The sequence below is a fragment of the Massilia sp. CMS3.1 genome (genome assembly GCF_051262535.1).
GTDB lineage: Bacteria > Pseudomonadota > Gammaproteobacteria > Burkholderiales > Burkholderiaceae_D > Telluria.
The window spans coordinates 162,446-180,381 of record NZ_JBIMES010000006.1; the positions used below are offsets into that span (position 1 = coordinate 162,446).

General features: G+C 64.3%; 15 protein-coding genes. 5 read left to right on the forward strand and 10 right to left on the reverse strand.

The annotated features are described in order from the left end of the window. Nucleotides 1-67: 67 nt before the first annotated feature. From ACHAC9_RS11950 to ACHAC9_RS11970, 5 genes are all read right to left on the reverse strand, one after another. Nucleotides 68-1,132: a polysaccharide deacetylase family protein gene (locus ACHAC9_RS11950; RefSeq protein WP_435760210.1), complete on the reverse strand. Its 1,065-nt coding sequence runs from the start codon at nt 1,130-1,132 to the stop codon at nt 68-70. Between the two features lies 1 nt (nt 1,133). After that, nucleotides 1,134-2,066 (reverse strand): hypothetical protein, encoded by a 933-nt coding sequence (locus ACHAC9_RS11955; protein WP_435760211.1) that lies wholly within the window; start codon nt 2,064-2,066, stop codon nt 1,134-1,136. 5 nt (nt 2,067-2,071) lie between these two features. After that, entirely contained in the window at nt 2,072-3,124 is a 1,053-nt protein-coding gene (locus tag ACHAC9_RS11960) for a sugar-transfer associated ATP-grasp domain-containing protein (protein ID WP_435760212.1), read from the reverse strand. 146 nt (nt 3,125-3,270) lie between these two features. Continuing rightward, complete coding sequence (locus tag ACHAC9_RS11965; RefSeq protein WP_435760213.1) at nt 3,271-4,506, reverse strand: pyridoxal-dependent decarboxylase, exosortase A system-associated; 1,236 nt, start codon at nt 4,504-4,506, stop codon at nt 3,271-3,273. Next, the gene (locus ACHAC9_RS11970; RefSeq protein WP_435760214.1) at nt 4,503-6,098 is read right to left on the reverse strand and encodes an acyl-CoA ligase (AMP-forming), exosortase A system-associated; all 1,596 of its coding nucleotides are present in this window, start codon (nt 6,096-6,098) and stop codon (nt 4,503-4,505) included. Before ACHAC9_RS11970 ends, ACHAC9_RS11965 begins: the two co-directional genes overlap by 4 nt. 194 nt (nt 6,099-6,292) lie before the next feature. Here ACHAC9_RS11970 and ACHAC9_RS11975 point away from each other — a divergent pair, with 194 nt between their 5' ends. From ACHAC9_RS11975 to ACHAC9_RS11995, 5 genes are read left to right on the forward strand one after another with little or no spacing between them, the layout of a single operon-like run. Next, nucleotides 6,293-7,480, forward strand: a complete 1,188-nt coding sequence (locus ACHAC9_RS11975) for an aminotransferase class I/II-fold pyridoxal phosphate-dependent enzyme (RefSeq protein ID WP_435760215.1) — start codon at nt 6,293-6,295, stop codon at nt 7,478-7,480. Next, nucleotides 7,477-8,547 carry a GNAT family N-acetyltransferase gene (locus tag ACHAC9_RS11980; RefSeq protein ID WP_435760216.1) on the forward strand — a complete coding sequence of 357 codons (1,071 nt, stop codon included), beginning with the start codon at nt 7,477-7,479 and terminating at the stop codon, nt 8,545-8,547. The genes ACHAC9_RS11975 and ACHAC9_RS11980 overlap by 4 nt, the downstream gene beginning before the upstream one ends. Next, complete coding sequence (locus tag ACHAC9_RS11985) at nt 8,544-8,792, forward strand: acyl carrier protein (RefSeq protein ID WP_435760217.1); 249 nt, start codon at nt 8,544-8,546, stop codon at nt 8,790-8,792. The genes ACHAC9_RS11980 and ACHAC9_RS11985 overlap by 4 nt, the downstream gene beginning before the upstream one ends. After that, complete coding sequence (locus ACHAC9_RS11990) at nt 8,793-9,629, forward strand: hydrolase 2, exosortase A system-associated (RefSeq protein ID WP_435760218.1); 837 nt, start codon at nt 8,793-8,795, stop codon at nt 9,627-9,629. It begins immediately after the preceding gene. Next, on the forward strand, nt 9,622-10,482 hold the full coding sequence (locus ACHAC9_RS11995) for a hydrolase 1, exosortase A system-associated (protein ID WP_435760219.1): 861 nt from the start codon (nt 9,622-9,624) through the stop codon (nt 10,480-10,482). The genes ACHAC9_RS11990 and ACHAC9_RS11995 overlap by 8 nt, the downstream gene beginning before the upstream one ends. Before the next feature lie 60 nt (nt 10,483-10,542). Here ACHAC9_RS11995 and ACHAC9_RS12000 read toward each other — a convergent pair whose 3' ends face one another. From ACHAC9_RS12000 to ACHAC9_RS12020, 5 genes are all read right to left on the reverse strand, one after another. Further along, a complete protein-coding gene (locus ACHAC9_RS12000; RefSeq protein ID WP_435760220.1) occupies nt 10,543-11,508 on the reverse strand; it encodes a hypothetical protein in 966 nt (321 codons plus the stop codon). A gap of 80 nt (nt 11,509-11,588) precedes the next feature. Beyond that, the gene (locus ACHAC9_RS12005) at nt 11,589-13,007 is read right to left on the reverse strand and encodes a NosD domain-containing protein (RefSeq protein WP_435760221.1); all 1,419 of its coding nucleotides are present in this window, start codon (nt 13,005-13,007) and stop codon (nt 11,589-11,591) included. Then, nucleotides 13,004-14,365: a PEP-CTERM-box response regulator transcription factor gene (gene prsR / locus ACHAC9_RS12010; RefSeq protein ID WP_435760222.1), complete on the reverse strand. Its 1,362-nt coding sequence runs from the start codon at nt 14,363-14,365 to the stop codon at nt 13,004-13,006. Before prsR ends, ACHAC9_RS12005 begins: the two co-directional genes overlap by 4 nt. A 14-nt stretch (nt 14,366-14,379) precedes the next feature. Beyond that, nucleotides 14,380-16,458, reverse strand: coding sequence for an XrtA/PEP-CTERM system histidine kinase PrsK (gene prsK, locus ACHAC9_RS12015; protein WP_435760223.1), 2,079 nt, complete (start codon nt 16,456-16,458; stop codon nt 14,380-14,382). A gap of 58 nt (nt 16,459-16,516) precedes the next feature. After that, nucleotides 16,517-17,920 carry a TIGR03013 family XrtA/PEP-CTERM system glycosyltransferase gene (locus ACHAC9_RS12020; protein ID WP_435760224.1) on the reverse strand — a complete coding sequence of 468 codons (1,404 nt, stop codon included), beginning with the start codon at nt 17,918-17,920 and terminating at the stop codon, nt 16,517-16,519. Nucleotides 17,921-17,936: the final 16 nt, after the last annotated feature.

The following is a 17,936-nucleotide window of genomic DNA, read 5'->3' on the forward strand; positions in this document are numbered from 1 at the left end:
GACCAAGCCATTGAGCGTGTCAACAAATGCAACAATCGTGCGCACCCGCGGCATGCCGGGCTGTGCATCAGGTGGGCGAGGGCTGCAACGCGTGCGCCGTCAGGTTCGCGCGCCGCGTCAGCGTGCGCAGCAACTGGAGCACCCCGCTCATCTCTGCTTCGAATTCGATCATCGCAACATCGCCGCCGTCGAGGAAACGCGGCAGGAAAAATCGCGTATTGCGGCCGCGCAAGTTGACCAGTCCGGGCACGCAGGTGGTGGCGGTGGAGACACCGGCCGCCTGCATGACGGCGGGTGCGCCGGCGTCGAAGGCACCACTCGGATAACAGTAATGGGTGGGACTCGGCAAGCCCGCAGCTTCGATGACTTCCCGGCATTGCTCGATGTTGGCGCGGTTGCGCGCGTCCTGTCCCGGCATGTATTCGTGCACGTGGCCGTGCAGTTCGATACTGCATCCCCGGACTGCGGCGGCGTGCAGCTCGTCGGTGGTCATATAGCTGAAACGTCGCGACGCCAGGTCGAGCTGCGCCGGCGTGACGCCGAGCGCAATTCCGAGGCGTTCGAGACAGGACGCCCGTCCGGCATGCGGTTGGCCTGCCAGCCATGTCTCGGCTGCGCCGCACAGGCGCCGCCGCTGGGCGGCGTCGGCCAGGTTGCACGGGCCATCCACGGCAGGATCAATGCCCTGCACCAGCACCGCCTTCGGTCCGGCCTTCCACAACAGGTAGCGCAGCGCGACTGCGATGATCGGAGCGCCAGCCTTGTAGGCTTCCGTATGCAGGTACAGGGCGGGCCGGTGGCCAAAGTCTGCCAACAGCGGGAGCAGGTCATGCCAGGACGAATACCAGCCATCGTCGAGCGTGACAGCGACGGGAATACCGCGCACCGCCGCGGCCGTGCCATCGGCTACCTGGTCGAGCGTAACCGGCACAAAGCCTTTCTTGCGCAACCACTTCAAACGTTCGCGCAACTGCCCGGGTGTGCAAAACAATTTCGGGTTGTACAGGCGCTCGTCGCCAAGGCTGCCACCGTGATAGCACAGGATCCGCGGATACTTACGCGTTAGCACGCGCATCAGCGCAAACACGCCGGCCATCCTGGCCGCGCGCAGAACCGTTTGTTTCATATTCATCTTAATTCCTATCTAACACATCGGACCTGTGCGACCAGGCTATCTGGTCGCGCCTGATCCATACCAGCGTCCACGATGCTGGCCGATACCGGCCGGCGGCATGCAGCGCGCGCCGCTTTTCCGAGGTTGCCGTGGCGTTTCCAACGGCCTGGGTGTCATGGGAGACGTATAGCACGCGCGCGCCACCCGATTCTGGCACCTTGCGCAGATAAGCCAAGTGCGGGCTGATGGCTTCTACCGCCGGGTCATAAAACCAGCTACCGCCAATCATGCCCAGCACATCGGGGTAAAGGCTGTACAAATCCGCACAGCAGCGGTAGCACTCGTTTCGCCCCGCCTCGTTGAATTCGTCGAGATAAAGTTTGTGTACATGGACTTCAAAATAGGGCCGAAAGCCGCCGGCGCGCACGAAAAAAAGCAGGCGCCCGGGAAGCTTGCGCAACCCCGCCTTCCACAAAAGTGAGCGGCCGACGCCGGAATGCGGATCGATGACGCTCGATGCCCCTGCATACAGGCGCAAGGTGGCCAGGCCCAGCTCCTTCAGGAACACGTCGGCCTCGAGCCTGCAATATTGCAAAACGCTATCGTCATGCGCAGCGATGCGTTCGAACTGCCTGAACTGGTGTGCGCGCACGCGTGCAGGAAGCAGGTCGGCGCGGCCGCTGCGCAATGTGGAACGGACAGCCGACAACAGGCAGGCCAGCAAGAAAATACGGGCGCCCTGCTCGCCGGCCTCGCGGAGTATGCCCGCATGTACGGCCTGCGCTTCAGGTGCGATGTACTTGAAGCCAGCACGCCCAGGCGTTACCTCAATGCATGCCACGAAAGCGGCGACACGCTCGGCAAGACCTGGCAGGTCCGGCAGGCGTCCAAAGAGCGTACCCAGCCCCGTGGCGAGCCGCGTTGCGAGGTCAGGAACGGGCTGGTCGCGCATCGGGGTCAACCATTGAGCGCAACTTGCGACGGGATTTCGAGGATGGCAAAATCGATGTAGTCGGGTTTATTGTTGACTTCGATGATGACGGGCCCTTGCGCAGTAAATGCCACATCGACGCCGAGGTAGCGGGTATGCGGAAAGGCTGCCAGCGTGCGGCAGGCAACTTCCTTTGCCTCGTTCCAGAACGGCACCATGACGCCCTCGATGCGGGCAGCGTGGTCTGGATGCACCACGTAATCGATGTCGACCTGTGGCCGCCGGCCCGGCCCCAGGCGTCCGGTATCGAGGTTGGCTACCGTCCACATGCCGCCGGCACCGACGTTATCGACAAGCGTGCCGGCGCGTCCGATACGGGCAAAGGCGCCGAAAGCGTGGGCGTCGCCCTTCTCCGGCTGGTACACCATCATGCGGATCGTATTAACACTCGATGGATTAAGAGCATGCATGACGGGGTGCTGCTCGATGAATTCCTGCAGGATGCGGTTGCCATGCGGCGCATACTGGGCATAACGCTCGACGAATACGTCGCAGCTGATCATTTCACCCGACCCGAGCAAACGCAGCGTCGGCTTGCCACCCTCGCGCACGACGTCTGCGGCGACGAAGCCGCGGCCATTCCAGCCTTCAGTTTCCTTGGCACAAAAGCGGTCCACCGGCTCGTTCATCAGCAACCGTTCGAGATCGGCTCCTGTGCGCAATGGCAGGCCGTGCAAGTCCAGGCCCTTTTTTGCACACAAGTGCCCGAAGGTGCGCGGTGCGGGAATACCCAGCAATTTGAACAACGCCGCTTCGGGCAGTTTATTTTGCGGCAACTTGTTGTAACGCGGGTCGTTCAATTCAGACACGCGCTTCTCGTACAACTTGTGGCCGTAGAACCCCTTCTTGAAGCTCATCGTGGCGTTGCGGCGACTTAGTCCGGCATCGAAGTAATAGCCGGGGCCGAAGCCGCGTGCGATATACAAATAGCCGATTTCGTAAATCTTGCGAAGTACGGTGACATCGCGCCCTTGGTTGTCGTCGAGTATGCGACGAACAAGCTTGGAAATCTTGATCATGGAGATTGTTTCAGCATGGGGTGTGGCCTAAGCAGCATGAACCACTGCATTCGCGTTGTTTTGGAAGGTCTTTACTTTTTAACATATATTCTATATGAATCGACGGCAGGCATGGCTTCTTGTACCGCCCAGGCAACGACAGGTTGTTAAACCAGCACTTCGGGAGCGTCGGGATGGCTGAGAAAACCTTGCGGACTGGCCGAGCGGCCATAGGCGCCCGACTGGAACACGACCACCAGGTCGCCGATCTCGGCCACCGGCAACTCCATGCGCTCGGCCAGCAGGTCGAGCGGGGTGCAGAGGGGACCGACGACCGAGGCCATTTCGCGTTCATGCGCGGCGCTCATCCGGTTACCGATCGCGACCGGGTAATTCTTGCGGATCACCTGGCCGAAATTGCCCGAGGCGGCAAGATGGTGGTGAAGGCCGCCGTCGGTGACGAGGAAGACCTGGCCGCGCGAGATTTTACGGTCGATGACGCGCGCCACGTACACGCCGGCCTCGCCCACCAGGTAGCGCCCCAGTTCGATCGATACCTGCGTGTCCGGCAAACTCCCCTTCACGCGCGCCAGCGCTGCATCGAGCGCTTCTCCGATCGGCGCCAGGTCGAGCGCGGCTTCGCCCGGAAAATACGGAATGCCGAAGCCGCCGCCGATGTTCAGGATCCGCACCGGGTCGCGTGTGTCATCGGCGAGCCGCTGCGCCAGCACCAAGGTCTGCGCCTGCGCCTCGATGATCGCCTCGGCCTTTAAACTTTGCGAACCGCTGTAGATGTGAAAGCCGAGCACCGTCAGGCCAAGCGCGGCGCACAGCGCCAGCAGGCGCGGCGCATCTTCGGCGTCGATGCCGAACTGCTTGGCGCCGCCGCCCATGCGCATGCCCGAGCCCTTCAGCTCAAAATCCGGATTGATGCGCAGCACCAGCAGCGGAGACAAGCCGAGCGCGTTGCCGATCCGTGCCAGTGCACGCAGTTCGCGCTCGGATTCGGCATGCACGACGGCGCCGGCGGCCACCGCCCGCGCCAATTCCGCGTCGGACTTGCCGGGACCGGCAAAGCTGATCCGCCCCGGGTCGATCCCGGTATCGAGCGCGACCTTCAGTTCGCCGCCGGAGGCCACGTCGATGCCATCCACCAGCTGCACCATGTGCTGCACCAGCGCCGGCATCGGGTTGGCCTTCATCGAAAAGTGCAGTTCGACTGCCGGCGGCAAATGCGCGCGCACGTGGGCGACGCGCTCGCTCAGCAGGCGCCGGTCATAGGCATAGAACGGGGTGCTGCCGACGCGCTGCGCCAGGCGCGTGAGCGGCATTCCGCCCACCTGCAGGCAATCGTCGGCGACCGGGAACAGGGTCTGGGCGGCGTGAACCGGTTTCGCGTTCATGATGGGGCTTTCAGGCTGTCGAACAGGGTCATGAAGGATTGCTGCAGCAGCTTGCGGTCGATCTTGCCGTTCGGGTTGCGCGGCAAGGGTTCACTGCGCAGGCCGACGTGGGCCGGCACCATCCAGGCCGGCAGGCGGCGCTGGCATTCCTTCAGCAATGCGCCAGGGACGAGACTGTCGTCCTGCGCCAGCGCCAGCAGCACGATTGCCTGGCCCAGCTGAGGGTGCGGCACCCCGAAGGCGACTGTTTCCACGACCTGGCCGCTGGCGTACACCGCTTCCTCGACCTCGGTCGGGCTGACACGGTAGCCGGACACCTTGATCATGTCGTCGCTGCGGCCGATGAAGTAGAGATAACCCTCTTCGTCCCTGCGCACCGTGTCGCCCGACCAGACGGCCATCTCGGCCAGCGGCAGGGCCGGGTCCTGGCCCGGCGCCGGCTTGAAGCGCTCGGCGGTTTTAACGGGATCGTTCCAGTAGCCGAGCGCGACGAGCGCGCCGCGATGCACCAGTTCTCCGGGTTCTCCCACTGCGCACGGCGTACCGTCGGAACGCACTACCATCACCTGCGCGTTCGGGATCGCGCGACCCATCGAATCGGGGCGACGGTCAAGTTCCGACGGCGGCAGGTAGGTCGAACGGAAGGCTTCGGTCAGGCCGTACATCAGGAACAGTTCGGCATTCGGCAAGGCCGCGCGCAAGCTTGCTACCGTGGCTGTCGGCAGCGCGCCGCCGGAATTGGTCAGATAGCGCAGCGAGCAATCGGCTGGCCACGCCAGGTTCGCCAGCTGGAACCACAGCGGCGGTACCGCGGCCAGGCCCGTGATGCCTTCGTCGGCCACCGCTTTGAGAATGTCCTTCGCGAACAGGTGGTTGATCAGGACTGCAGTGGCGCCAACGAGGAAGGCGCAGGTCAGCTGGCTCAAGCCGTAATCGAAACTGAGCGGCAGCACCGCCAGGATGCGCTCTTGCGGCGTGAGCGCCAGATAGCTGGCCACGCTGCGCGCGCCGGCGGCCATGTTCCGGTGCGACAGCACCACGCCTTTCGGCTTGCCGGTGCTGCCCGAGGTGTACAGGATCGCCGCCATGTCGGCGTCGATCGGACGACGCGCGGCGAGCACGCCGGTGGCCGGGCTCGCCTGCGCCGCGTCCCAGGCGCGTACAGCGAAGGCTTCATGCGGCAGATGCACTTGCGGCGCGTCGGTGACAAACACCGTGCGCAGGTCCGGGCAGTCGGCCAGCACAGCGCTCAATTGCGCCAGCCGCGCCGGGGACGTGACCAGCACGCGCACGTTGCAGTCGGCCAAGATGTGGGCGACCTGCTCGGGTTTCAGCTGCGGATTGACCGGTACGAAGACGGCGCCGGCCAGCGCCGCGCCGAACATCGCTGCCACGTTCTCGACCCGTTTTTCCAGGAACACGGCAACGCGTTCGCCCGCTTGAACGCCGGCGCCGATCAGCGCCTGGGCTGCGCCTTCGACGGCGGCGGCCAGCGCGGCGTAGTCGAGGCGACTGGCGCCATACACCAGCGCCTCGGCAGCGGGCGTGCGGCGCGCGGAATCGAACAGAAAATCGTGAATCAGGTCAGCCATAATCGGAACAATGCGAGGTCAATGCTGTATCAATGCGGTATGAATGCGAGCCCACTGCGGGAGCGCGCGCCCTGGCGCGGCGCAGCCCGCAATCTTAACAGCTTGCAGCTTGCGGCCTTGTCTAACGTGCCGGTTTCGTGGCAAGGGGGCATGTCTCGTGGCAAATTTTTCAACACCCGGTTTATACTGGCCGGATGCTCGCGAACCCGCTCCCTGGCCGGCCCCTGATTCCGCTGGCGCCGATCCTGTCGGCGTCCTCGTTCCGGCGTGCCGCCGGCGCGCGCGTGCATACCGTGCTCGACGCCGGCAACTACCGCCTGGTGACGAGCGGGCGCGTGGCCATCGCCCTGGCGCTGCGTGAGATTGGCGTCGGACCCGGCGAGCAGGTTCTGGTGCCGGCCTACCATAGCGCCTCGATGATCCCGCCGGTGCTCTGGCGCGGCGCCGAACCCGTGTTCTACCGCGTGCAGCCCGACGCCTCCGTGGACCTGAAAGACCTGGAGGCCAGGATCGGCCCCACCACGCGAGCGGTGATGGTCACCCATTATTTCGGCTTCCCGCAAGACATCGCGCCGATCCGTGCCTTGTGCGACGCCCGTGGCATCGCCCTGATCGAAGACTGCGCGCACTGTTTTATTGGCGAGCACGGCGGCCGCCCGGTCGGCGCCTGGGGAGACTATGCGATCGCCAGCAGCATGAAATTTTTGCCAATCTACGAAGGCGGTGCGCTGGTCTCGGCACGGCACCGGCTGGACAAGGTGGTGCTGGAGTCGGCCGGCGCCGGTTTCGAGGCGAAAGTGGCCTTGAATTCGCTGGAAAAAGGGTTTGAGTACGGCCGCCTGCCCGCGGTGCGCGCCGCCCTCTCCTTGCCGCTGCGCGCCAAGGGCGCCCTGTGGGGACTGGTCAAGCAGAGGCGCGGCGGCGCCGTCCCTGCGCTGGCGCCGGACTCCTCGGACAGCAGTTTCAATTTCGATCCGCGCTGGATCGACAAGCGTTCTTCCCTGTTCGCGCGCGCCATGCTGAAACTGGCCGCGCCGGCGCGCATCCAGGCGTTGCGCCGCAGCCACTACGCGCGCCTGGAAGCGGCAGTGCAGGGTGTATCAGGCGTGCGCCCCCTGCACCCGCGCCTGCCCGACGGCGCCTGTCCCTGGGTGTTCCCGCTGCTGGTCGACGACCCGGAACCTTTGTTCGTGCGTTTAAAAACGCGCGGCGTGCCGCTGACGCGCTTCGGCACACCCCAGTGGGAAGGCGTCGATGCGACCACCTGCGCCAACAGCGCCATGCTGGCGCGTCACGTCCTGGCCCTGCCCTGCCACCAGGAATTGAAGGAAAGCGAAATCGCCTGGCTGGCCTCGACCTTGCGCGAAGCGATCTCGCAATGAGCTGGCAACTGGGTCCGGCGCGCGAATTCGCACGCCACGCCGAGGACTGGGCGCGGCTGCACGCCTCGCTCGACGCGCGCCACGCATCGAGCCTGCTGGCGGCGGAGTTTGTCGCGCCGCTGCTCGAACAGTTCGGGCGCGGCGACGAACTGCTCGCCTGTTGGCGCGACAAGAGCAAGACGGTGCGTGCGATGGCGATCGTGCGCCCGAGCAGGCGCGGCGCCTGGAGCACCTTTCAGCCGGCGCAGGCGCCGGTCGGGCTGTGGCTGCAACAGACGGACATCGACACTGAACCGCTGGCGCGCAGCCTGCTTGGCGCCCTGCCCGGCTTCCCGCTGCTGCTGGCGCTGACGCAGATGGACCCGATGCTGCTGCCACGCCCGGCCGACGGATCATGTGTGCGCACCCTCGACTACATCGACACGGCGCGCGTGACCCTGGCCGGCAGTTTCGACGATTACTGGAACGCGCGCGGAAAAAACCTGCGCGGCAATTTGAAAAAGCAGCGCGCGCGCCTGGAGCGCGAAGGCGTCGACACGCGGATGGTGGTCGAATGCCGGCCTGCGGACATGGCGGCGGCGGTAGCCGACTACGGGCGCCTCGAAACCTCGGGCTGGAAAGGCGGCGAAGGCACGGCGGTCAGCGTTGAGAATGTTCAGGGCCGCTATTACCGCGCGATGCTGGAAGGGATGGCCGCACGCGGCGCCGCCAGCGTCTATCGCTATTATTTCGCAGAGCAGCTGGTGGCGATGGACCTGTGCGTGGAAGACGGCGAGAGCATCGTGGTGCTGAAAACGGCGTATGACGAAAGCGTGGCGTCGAACCTGTCGCCGACCTTGCTGATGCGCGAGCAAGCCTGCCGCAGCCTGTTCGATGGCGGGCGCTTCCTGCGCCTCGAGTTTTACGGCCGCGTGATGGATTGGCATACGCGCTGGACGGAAGAGGTACGCACTATGTACCATGTCAATTATTACCGCTGGCCGGGAGTTGGCCGCCTTCACACACTGTTGGAAGCGCGCTCCAAGGCGCACTCCCAACCCGCTCACACTACGACGACAAGCCCATGAAGTATCTCCAAGAAGTCAAAACGCTCCTGATCGACGTGCTCCATCTCGGCCCCGCCGGGGAAAGCCTGACGAGCGATTCGCCGCTGCTGGGCAGCCTGCCCGAACTCGACTCGATGGCCGTGGTCACGCTGATCGGCGCGCTGGAAGAACATTTCGGCATCATGGTCGACGACGACGACATCAGCGCCAGCACGTTTGCCACCCTCGGCAGCCTGGCCGAATTCGTGGCCGCGCGCGTCGGGTAAATGAGCGATCCCGCCCACGCGCGCGCCGACGCGTTCTTCCTCGACACGCCAGACGGAACGCGCTTTTGCATGTACCACGCGCCGAGCGGCGAATGCCGCGGCGCGCTGGTCTATGTGCACCCGTTTGCCGAAGAGATGAACCGTTCGCGCCGCATGGCCGCGCTGGGCGCGCGCGCCCTGGCCGCGCAGGGTGTCGGTGTTCTGCTGATCGACCTGCACGGCTGCGGCGACAGCGCGGGGGACTTCGGCGACGCCACCTGGGACGGCTGGCTGCGTGACATCGCGGCAGCACGCGCATGGATCGAGCAACGTTTAGAACGCACAGCCGGCCTGTGGGGGCTGCGCGTCGGCGCCCTGCTCGCAGTGCTGCATGCGCAGCGCGCACCGGTGGCACCGGAACGGCTGCTGCTGTGGCAACCGGTCACAAACGGCGCGGGCTACCTGAATGGCTTCCTGCGCCTGCGCCTGGCGGGCGAACTGCTGGCGGGCGGCAGCGACAGCGGCGGCACCGAAGCGCTGCGCGAAGCGCTGGCCGCTGGCGAATCGCTCGAGATCGCAGGCTACACCCTGAACCCGCAACTGGCCGCCGGGCTGGATGCGGCCGATGCGCGCGCGCTCGGCCCGCGCTGTCCGATCCACTGGTTTGAAGTCACAGCCGCCGCCGGGCGTCCGCTGCCGCCGGCCGCCGTGCGCGTGGCCGATACCTGGCGCCTGCAAGGCAGCCGGGTCGACGTCCACCCCGTGCAGGGCCCGCAATTCTGGACGGCGCCCGAGACCGTCGATTGCCCGGCCCTGTTGGCGCTTACCCTGGCCTGCCTGGAGAACCGCGATGCCTGAAGAACGCGCACTTGCCTTCGCCTGCCGCGGCGCCTGGCTGTACGGGATTGTGAGCTTGCCGGCCATGGCGGCCACGCCACAAGCGCGCGGCGTATTGATCGTCGTCGGCGGCCCGCAATACCGCGCCGGCAGCCACCGCCAATTCACCCTGCTCGCGCGCGACCTGGCGGCAAACGGCATCCCTGCCATGCGTTTCGATTACCGCGGCATGGGCGACAGCGAGGGAACATTGCAGGATTTCGAGAACGTCGACGACGACCTTCGCGCCGCGATTGACCGTTTTTTTGCCGAATTCCCGGACATGCGTGAGGTCGTGCTCTGGGGCCTGTGCGACGGCGCCTCGGCGGCGGCGATGTATGCGCCGCAGGATGCGCGCGTTGCGGGACTGGTGTTGTTGAATCCCTGGGTACGCACCGAGGAAGGCGCGGCGCGCGCCACCATCAAGCATTATTACAAGAACCGCCTGTTTGACCGGCACCTGTGGAATAAGATTAAAAATGGCGAATTCGACGTCAAGGCATCGGTAGGCTCACTACTTGACAACGTCGGCAAGGCCCTGAGCCCGCGCCGCAGCGGCAGCGGTGGTGGCGACGCCAGCAGCGCCTCGCTACCGGAACGCATGGAGGCGGCGCTGACCCACTTCGGCGGCCGCGTGCTGGTCGTGCTGAGCGGCGCCGACCTGACAGCTCAAGAATTCGCAGGCCTCGTGAATCGCCCTGGCGCTTGGCAACGCCTGCTCGCCACGCCCCGCTTTATGCGCAAACAGATCGACAAGGCCGACCATACGTTTTCGCGCCGGCCCTGGCAAGACCAGGTGTCGCAGTGGACGCGCGACTGGCTGCGCAGCTGGTAAGGTCAGTAGAACACTCGACCGTTTGGCTTCCTGTTGCCACCTCCCAATATCGGGGCTGTATTACGCTGCTACGTGCGCCGTCTCCGATGTGTGCGTGCACAGTAACAAGGGCGCTACTTGCGTCGCCGACCAGTCACGCGGAGCACGCAGCTGGCGCGCAGCATACAGGCATGACGGGTGTTTCAGGAACATCGCGCGCGCCTGCTCCGGTTGGGCGCTCAGCCATTGATTGATCATGTCCTGAGCCGTCGCTGGCAGCAATTGCGGCGGCAAGCGATTAACCGTCATATGTTCGCGTACTGCTCGAGTTTCCAGCGTCCCATGGGCTTGGCGCAGCTGCCGCTTGAAATAAGCGACAACATTCTTATAGTTAAGTTCGGATATCCCATCCACGTCCCAAGTTGCGTCCGCTACAGCCACGACGGTACCCCGCTTCCACTGGTTATTAGCAGGATCGAGCCTGAAGCACAAAGCCGCACCGAGCAGGGGGTCGGTGCGATACAACCCAAGCGGGAGGCGGAAACCTGCGTTTCGTATCGCACTCATACTGGTGGCCTTCAGCGCATACAAATTGCCGTGAATGCCGCCGGTGCGCAGCATTCCCTCGCGCAACCGTTTGGCCGATCGCCCGGAAGTTGGAACGCCGCTTGCAGCCAGCGCGTCTGGTGACGTCGCTAGACGATGTTCGATTGCAGCGAGCGCACCAGGCCTGACACGTGCATAGCCATCAATGAAAAACGTGATGCCGCCCGTATCCCATATGCGATGGACGTACTCGTTCCAGGTGTGGGCCTTGTCGGGTGCGGCAATCGACCAGATCCGCAAGGTACAGCCACCGGTGGCGAACGTGGCCGCCACGTCGGCAAAAAGTGCGGCAAGCTGTTGATTACCGTTGATTAGTACATCGATCGTCGCTTGTCGTCCCGCACATGCGGCGATGACGGCACGCACAGTGCCTGACAACACTGACGGCGTTTCGCGCGCCGTAAAAATCGCGACGGCCCAACGAGAGGTCACATTTGACATTCTGTACTCCACACTTGCATAAATGGTTGACGATTATAGATCGTTCGCTACCTTGACCTTGGTTCCGGCACGTTACAGCTTCAGCCTGTGCCACGGCGCAAGCATCGGGCGAAATTGTCGAAGGCACCATAGTCTCGTTGCGTCTCACGCACATTTTCACACAGGCCGGAGGCAGGTGCGCCCGCGTCCCGCCCGGCCGCCTCGTCGCGCCAGCGCAGATCAAGCCGCGCCGGATCGGCAAACAGGCCGCGCTGCGGATGCCATCCGAAATACAGCTGCCAGACAGGCGTGTGGAGGTTGTCCCCGGCGCGCAACATGCCGCCTTCGTCGGACCATAACGGTCCATCGACCAGGTTGCCCTCGAGCGTGGCGCCGCTGGTCGGAAAGCGCACCTGCACCCCCGCCGTATTTAATATCGTGTTGTCGGAAAGCGTAGTATTCGCCGCGCTGTTCAGATAAATGCCGACGTCCGAGCAGCCCGACACCAAGTTGGCACGCATGATGCCGCCATCGTGTTCGGTGATGCAGCGCCCGTCGCGGCAGTAGGGTTTGCCGGTGGCGCCGCCGCCAAAGGAGAGGCCGACGCGCTGTCCCGGCTGGCCGGCCAGCGCCGCTTCGCACAGCACCACGTTGCGCTCGAAGACGGTACGCTCGGCGCCGCCTTTGGCAAACGCCCCGTAGCTGATGCGGTCGCCCCCGGTCTTGACGAAATCCTGGATCAGGTTGGCGCGAATGGTCCAGTCGCTGGCGGCGACCAGGTCGATCGGCGTGACCGGATGCGAGGTTTGTCGCGGCGCCGCGTTACTGAGGGTGTTCGATTCGATCAGGCCATGGTCGGGAAAGGCACCGCCCTCGCCGTTGATTTTAAAATGGGCGTTGAAGTCGCGGATGGTGTTGTTGCGGGCAACAAAATGGTGGGCCTTGCCGACCACGTGGAAGGCATGGTCGCAGGTGTCGTCGTATTTGCAGGTGCCGCGCAATTGGAGGTTCTCGAAACGCCAGTATGGCGCCGTCACCTTGAAACCTTCAGCGGCGGCAACGTCGATGCGCACCGAGCCGGGGCGCGCCGCGCGCACGACGATCGGCGCGCTGGCAGTACCGGTAAGGCTCGCGTACACCGTGGCACGCAGCGCATACTCGCCTGGCAGAAAGGTGATGACGTCGCCCGGCGCGGCGTTCGCGATGGCGCGCCATGCTTCTTCGCTGGAGGCGACCAGGCGCTCGTTACCGGCAGGCGCGCGCGGTGCGTCCGGCTGGGCGCCGAGGGTCAGCGCCGGCGGCACGTATGGGCCGACGTCGCCGCGGTCCAGGCGCAGCAAGGTAGTTGACGTAAAACGGCCGGCGCCTTCGATCAGGCTGTTGTGGCCACTTGTGCGCTTCTCGATATACGGCGCCAGCGCACGCGGCGTGACGCCTTCGGATTGCAGAATGTACAAGCCGGCAGCGCCGGAGGAGGCAGCCAGCACCAGCGGCACGGCCAGCAACGTGAACAGCCTCATGCGCCGGTCTTGATGTTGTGACGGCTCATCAGGTCGTACATGGTCGGGCGGCTGATGCCGAGGATTTCGGAAGCCTTGACGATATTCCCGTCAACGCGCCCGAGCGCCTTCACGATGGCTTTATATTCGGCTTCGTCGCGCACCTGGCGCAGGTTGATCGGCTCTTCTTCCAGCCCCTCTCCCGGCAGGCCGAGGTCGTCCGCGACGATGGTGTTGCCGTCGGCCATGATGACGGCGCGTTTAATATAATTTTCCATCTCGCGCACATTGCCCGGCCATGGGTAGGCTTCGATGGCGGCGATCGCATCCGGTGCGAAGTGCAGCGCCGCACGCCCTTCCGCGGCGCAGAATTTATTTTTGAAATGGTGGGCCAGCAGCGCCGCATCGCCCTCTCGCTCGCGCAGTGGAGGAATGGTCACCACGATCTCGGACAGGCGGTAATACAAATCTTCGCGGAAGCGGCCGGTGGCGCACAATTCCTTGAGTTTCTGGTGCGTCGCGCAGACGATGCGCACATCCACCGCAATCTCTTCGTGGCCGCCGATGCGCTCGATCACGCGCTCCTGCAGGAAGCGCAGCAGTTTCGCTTGCAGCGGCATCGGCAAGTCGCCCACTTCATCGAGGAAAAAGGTGCCGCCGTGGGCCAGTTCGACTTTGCCCTTGGTCTGCTTGGCCGCGCCCGTAAACGCACCCTTTTCATAACCAAACAGTTCGCTTTCCAGCAGGTTTTCCGGAATCGCCGCGCAGTTGATCGCCATGAAGCGCTCTTTCGCGCGCGGACTCAAGGCGTGCACGGCACGCGCCAGCACCTCTTTACCGGTTCCCGATTCGCCCAGCAGCATCACCGAGGCCGAGGTGGGGGCCACCTTTTCGACGTTGCGGCAGATTTTCAGCATGGAGGGGGCGCGCGAGATCACGCCGGCCATCGGCGAATCGGCTTGCTGCTGCTGCATGCGGCGGTTTTCCTGCTGCAGTTGGTGCAGGAAGAAGGCGCGCTGGATGACCAGGTTCAGCACCTCGGGGTCGCACGGCTTCTGGTGGAAGTCGTAAGCGCCCAGGCCGATCGCTTTTACCGCATTTCCATGGTCCTGGTTACCGGTCAGGACGATCACGCGTGTATCCGGCGCCAGCGCCAGGATCTGCTGCAAGGTGGCCAGACCCTCGGTCGAGCCGTCCGGGTCGGGCGGCAGGCCCAGGTCCATGGTCACCACCGCCGGTTCGTGGCGGCGGATTTGCGCAAGCGCGGCCTCACGGTCGCCGGCAACGGCGACGTCGTAGGCGTCGAGGCTCCATTTCAGCTGCTTTTGCAGCCCGGGGTCGTCTTCGATGATCAGGAGTTTCTGTTTATTCTGTGTCACGGTAATCCTCGGGGTCAGGCTGCCCGTTCGAGCAGCGCATCCTGCCGGTGCAGGGGCAGGATGACTTTGAAAGTGGTGCCGAGCGACGGCCTGCTGGAGACTTCCAGGCGTCCGCCCAGTTCGTTGATGTATTCGCGGCTCTCGAACACGCCGATGCCCATGCCGGCCGATTTGGTCGACTCGAATGGCTTGAACAGGCGCTCGCGGATGAAGTCCTCGCTCATCCCTTCGCCGGTGTCGGTGATCTCGATCCGGACCGCTTCGCCCTCGCGCCAGAGGCCGATGATGACGCTGCCGTCCTTTGGTGTCGCTTCGATCGCGTTCTGGATCAAGTGGCCGACAACGCGTTCCAGCCGCTCGCGGTCGGCCAGCACGCGCAGTCCCGTGTCGCGCACGTCCAGCTGTGGACGCGGCTCGAACGCCGCCTTCATGGCGACGGCCTGGCGCACCACCTGGTCGATTGCCAGGGACATCGGCTTTTCCTCGACGTCGATGCGCGACAGCTTTTGCAGCATCAGCCGCATTTTTTGCACCGACAGCGATACCGTCTCGAGCATGTCGGCCTGGAATTCGGGGTTATTCTTGTGCTTCTCGGCGTTCGCGTTCATCAGCGACAGTTGCGAGACCAGGTTTTTCAGGTCGTGCACGACAAAGGTCGACATCCGGTTGAACGACTCGAACTGGCGCGCTACCATTAGCTCGTTGGCCGCGTCCTGCTGGGCCAGATAGCTGGCGGCCTGGCTGCCGGCAATCTCCAGCAGATCCAGCACTTCCCAGTTCAGCTTGACGCGGCTGCGCGCGGTCTGCAGCACGACAAAGCCGGACAATGTCGTCCCCATCATGAGCGGCACCACCAGCCAGCCGCGCGGCCAGGACAGCAGCCATTCCGGCAGAACCAGGCCTTCGTATTTTTCCGGCTCGTCCGCGTATTCGCCAAGGTCGATCACCCACTGGGTCGATTCGAGGAAGCGGCACAGGGAAGAGTCCGCCGGCTCATTGAAGTCCGGCAGCGGCACATCCCACCCGGCAACCGGCTCGAAGGCACCGCCTTCGCGATGTTGCCAGAGCGCCCCGCCCGGGCTTTCGACCAATGCGGCCACCGCCTGCACGGTACGCTCGCCCAGGTGCGGGCCGGCGGCCGACAAGGTGCGCGTAAAGCGCATCCACTCTTCGCGGTAGTCGTAGCCGTAGCTGTAGAAATGCTTGCTGATGAAGACCTTCAGCCAGGCGCGGAAGGTGCCAGAGAACAGGATGCCGGCCAGCAGCAGCAGCGCGCCGAACAGGAAGGTGACCTGCATCACGGTGCCCCAGCTGCCGCCGAAATAGCGCAGGTAGTAGCCGGCCGAACCCATCGCCAGCAGGTAGATGGCCGAGCCGAACAGGGCGGCGGAGTGGAACATCGCGCGGCGCGACACCGCCAGCGGCGAGCGCCACGATGTGGCGCGCCGCATCGACAGCGCCAGCAGCGGCACCGTCAGCGCATTGATGACGCCGCGCGCGGCCCAGATGTCCGGGTCGACCTCGCGGAACAGCATCGCGTGGCTGTACAGATAAAAATCATAGGCGAACATGCCGCCGATGCCGAGGCACGCAAATTTGATCGCCCAGCGTTCCTGGGTGGTCTTGTTGCGGTAGGCCTGCTCCACCAGCAGCATGCCGCCGACCGCCTGCACCACGCGCGCCATCACCGGCAACACGCTTTCGAGCAGGGCCAGGTCCCAGAAGCCGAGGGTGGCGGCGGCCAGCGCCAGCAGGTAGCAGACGGCCGCCACGAACAGGGCCGGGCGCAGCTTCAGGGGTAATTTACTGTCGGGATCGCGCCAATCGCCCAGCAACACGACCAGGAACAGCGACCAGACGGCATTTCGCGCCACCTCGAAGCCGTCGGAGAGATCGGTCCACATCAGCAAATCGGTCGCTGCCCAGGCCAGCGAGCCGGCCCAGAAGCAGGATGTCATGCACGCGGCCACCAGCAGCGGGCCGTGCGCCCGCCCGCGCCAGCTGGTGAGCAGTGGTACGCCCAGCAACAGGAAGCCGACGGCCGCGAGGCCGTAGCTGTAGGTGGCGATACTGGTCAGGGAAACACTATCCATGTGCACCTGTCGGGCACATGGGCCCGGCGGAAAATATTAGCGCGGGCCTTGAGAGCAATTAACGGCCGCTGCGGAACAGGACGACTTTTAAAGTGTTAATCAGGACCAGGAAGTCGAGGAACAGGCTGTTGTTCTTCACGTAGTACAGGTCGTATTGCAGCTTTTGCAGCGCGTCCTCGGCCGACGAACCGTAGCCGTAACGCACTTGCGCCCAGCCGGTGATGCCTGGCTTGATGCTGTGTCGGACATTGTAGTACGGGACCACTTCAATCAGCTGCTCGACGAAATACGGACGCTCCGGACGAGGACCGACAAACGACATTTCACCCTTGAACACGTTCAGGATTTGCGGCAGCTCGTCGATCCGGGTCTTGCGCATGAAGTTGCCCACGCGCGTGACACGCGGGTCGTCCTGCGCGGCCCACTGTGGCTTGCCGCCCTTTTCGGCGTCGGCGCGCATGCTGCGAAATTTATGCACGAAGAAGCTTTTACCGTCCTTGCCAACCCGTTCCTGCGAATAGAACACCGGGCCGCGGTCTTCGAACCACACCGCGAACGCGGCCAGGAACATCAAGGGGAAAGTCACGGCAAGGATGGCCGTGCTGCAGATCAGGTCGAAGGTGCGCTTCATGAAGATGCGGACAAAGCTCTGGTCGAAGCCGCCGCCGAAGACGAGCCAGCTCGGCTGGATCGAATCGACGCGGATCTGGCAGGTTTCGCGTTCGAAGAAGGTGGCGGCATCGGTGACCTTCAGCCCTTGCAGCTTGCAGTCGAGCAGTTCCTTGATCGGGAAGCCGCCGCGGCGGTTCTGCACCGAGACCACGATTTCCGACACGTTGTACTGGCGCGCCAGTTTCAACAGCGAATCGGTGTCGCGCATTTTGAGCAGCTCCGACGGTTCGACGCACACTTCCTCGCCCGGGGCCGGGATGAAGCCGGCGATGTCGTAGCGGTGGTAGCGGTTGGCGCGCTCGGCCAGTTCGCTGCATTCCTTGGCCAGCGGCCCGCCGCCGAGGAAGATGATGCGCGACTGCAGGAAGCGTGCTTCCGAGGTCTTGAAGAAGATCATGCGCGCAATAAAGATGCCGGCCGCGGCCAGCGCGAACACGAGCACCAGGATACTGCGGCCGAACGAAAGCTCGGGCGCGATGTAGAACACCAGCGTCAGGATCAGGAAACCCATGACGAACGACGGCATCAGCTTCATCAGGAACGGGTGGCGCAGGCCTTCCTCGAAATCGAGCTGGTACATGCCCATGGCGCTCATGCTGAACACGATCGCCAGCGCGAACGCGACGGCCGAGGTGAAGAAATGGTCGAGCGACGGAACCGTCACCGTGCTGCCGATGTCGATATAGCGCAGCGCAGCACCCGCGTAGGCGGCGCCGAGCAGCACCAGCACTTCCACGACCAGCAGCACGGATACGATCTTTGACACGTAATGGTTAGAAATCCTGAACACGTCAGTCTCCTGATTC

What these genes read in the sequence shown, in the direction of transcription:
- ACHAC9_RS11980 (WP_435760216.1), top strand. Translation starts at nt 7,477, where the DNA reads ATGAGCTGGCAACTGGGTCCGGCGCGCGAATTCGCACGCCACGCCGAG.
- ACHAC9_RS11950 (WP_435760210.1), bottom strand. Translation starts at nt 1,132, where the DNA reads ATGAATATGAAACAAACGGTTCTGCGCGCGGCCAGGATGGCCGGCGTG.
- ACHAC9_RS12000 (WP_435760220.1), bottom strand. Translation starts at nt 11,508, where the DNA reads ATGTCAAATGTGACCTCTCGTTGGGCCGTCGCGATTTTTACGGCGCGC.
- ACHAC9_RS11955 (WP_435760211.1), bottom strand. Translation starts at nt 2,066, where the DNA reads ATGCGCGACCAGCCCGTTCCTGACCTCGCAACGCGGCTCGCCACGGGG.
- ACHAC9_RS11995 (WP_435760219.1), top strand. Translation starts at nt 9,622, where the DNA reads ATGCCTGAAGAACGCGCACTTGCCTTCGCCTGCCGCGGCGCCTGGCTG.
- ACHAC9_RS11985 (WP_435760217.1), top strand. Translation starts at nt 8,544, where the DNA reads ATGAAGTATCTCCAAGAAGTCAAAACGCTCCTGATCGACGTGCTCCAT.
- ACHAC9_RS11970 (WP_435760214.1), bottom strand. Translation starts at nt 6,098, where the DNA reads ATGGCTGACCTGATTCACGATTTTCTGTTCGATTCCGCGCGCCGCACG.
- ACHAC9_RS11975 (WP_435760215.1), top strand. Translation starts at nt 6,293, where the DNA reads ATGCTCGCGAACCCGCTCCCTGGCCGGCCCCTGATTCCGCTGGCGCCG.
- ACHAC9_RS11960 (WP_435760212.1), bottom strand. Translation starts at nt 3,124, where the DNA reads ATGATCAAGATTTCCAAGCTTGTTCGTCGCATACTCGACGACAACCAA.
- ACHAC9_RS11990 (WP_435760218.1), top strand. Translation starts at nt 8,793, where the DNA reads ATGAGCGATCCCGCCCACGCGCGCGCCGACGCGTTCTTCCTCGACACG.
- ACHAC9_RS11965 (WP_435760213.1), bottom strand. Translation starts at nt 4,506, where the DNA reads ATGAACGCGAAACCGGTTCACGCCGCCCAGACCCTGTTCCCGGTCGCC.
- prsK (WP_435760223.1), bottom strand. Translation starts at nt 16,458, where the DNA reads ATGGATAGTGTTTCCCTGACCAGTATCGCCACCTACAGCTACGGCCTC.
- ACHAC9_RS12005 (WP_435760221.1), bottom strand. Translation starts at nt 13,007, where the DNA reads ATGAGGCTGTTCACGTTGCTGGCCGTGCCGCTGGTGCTGGCTGCCTCC.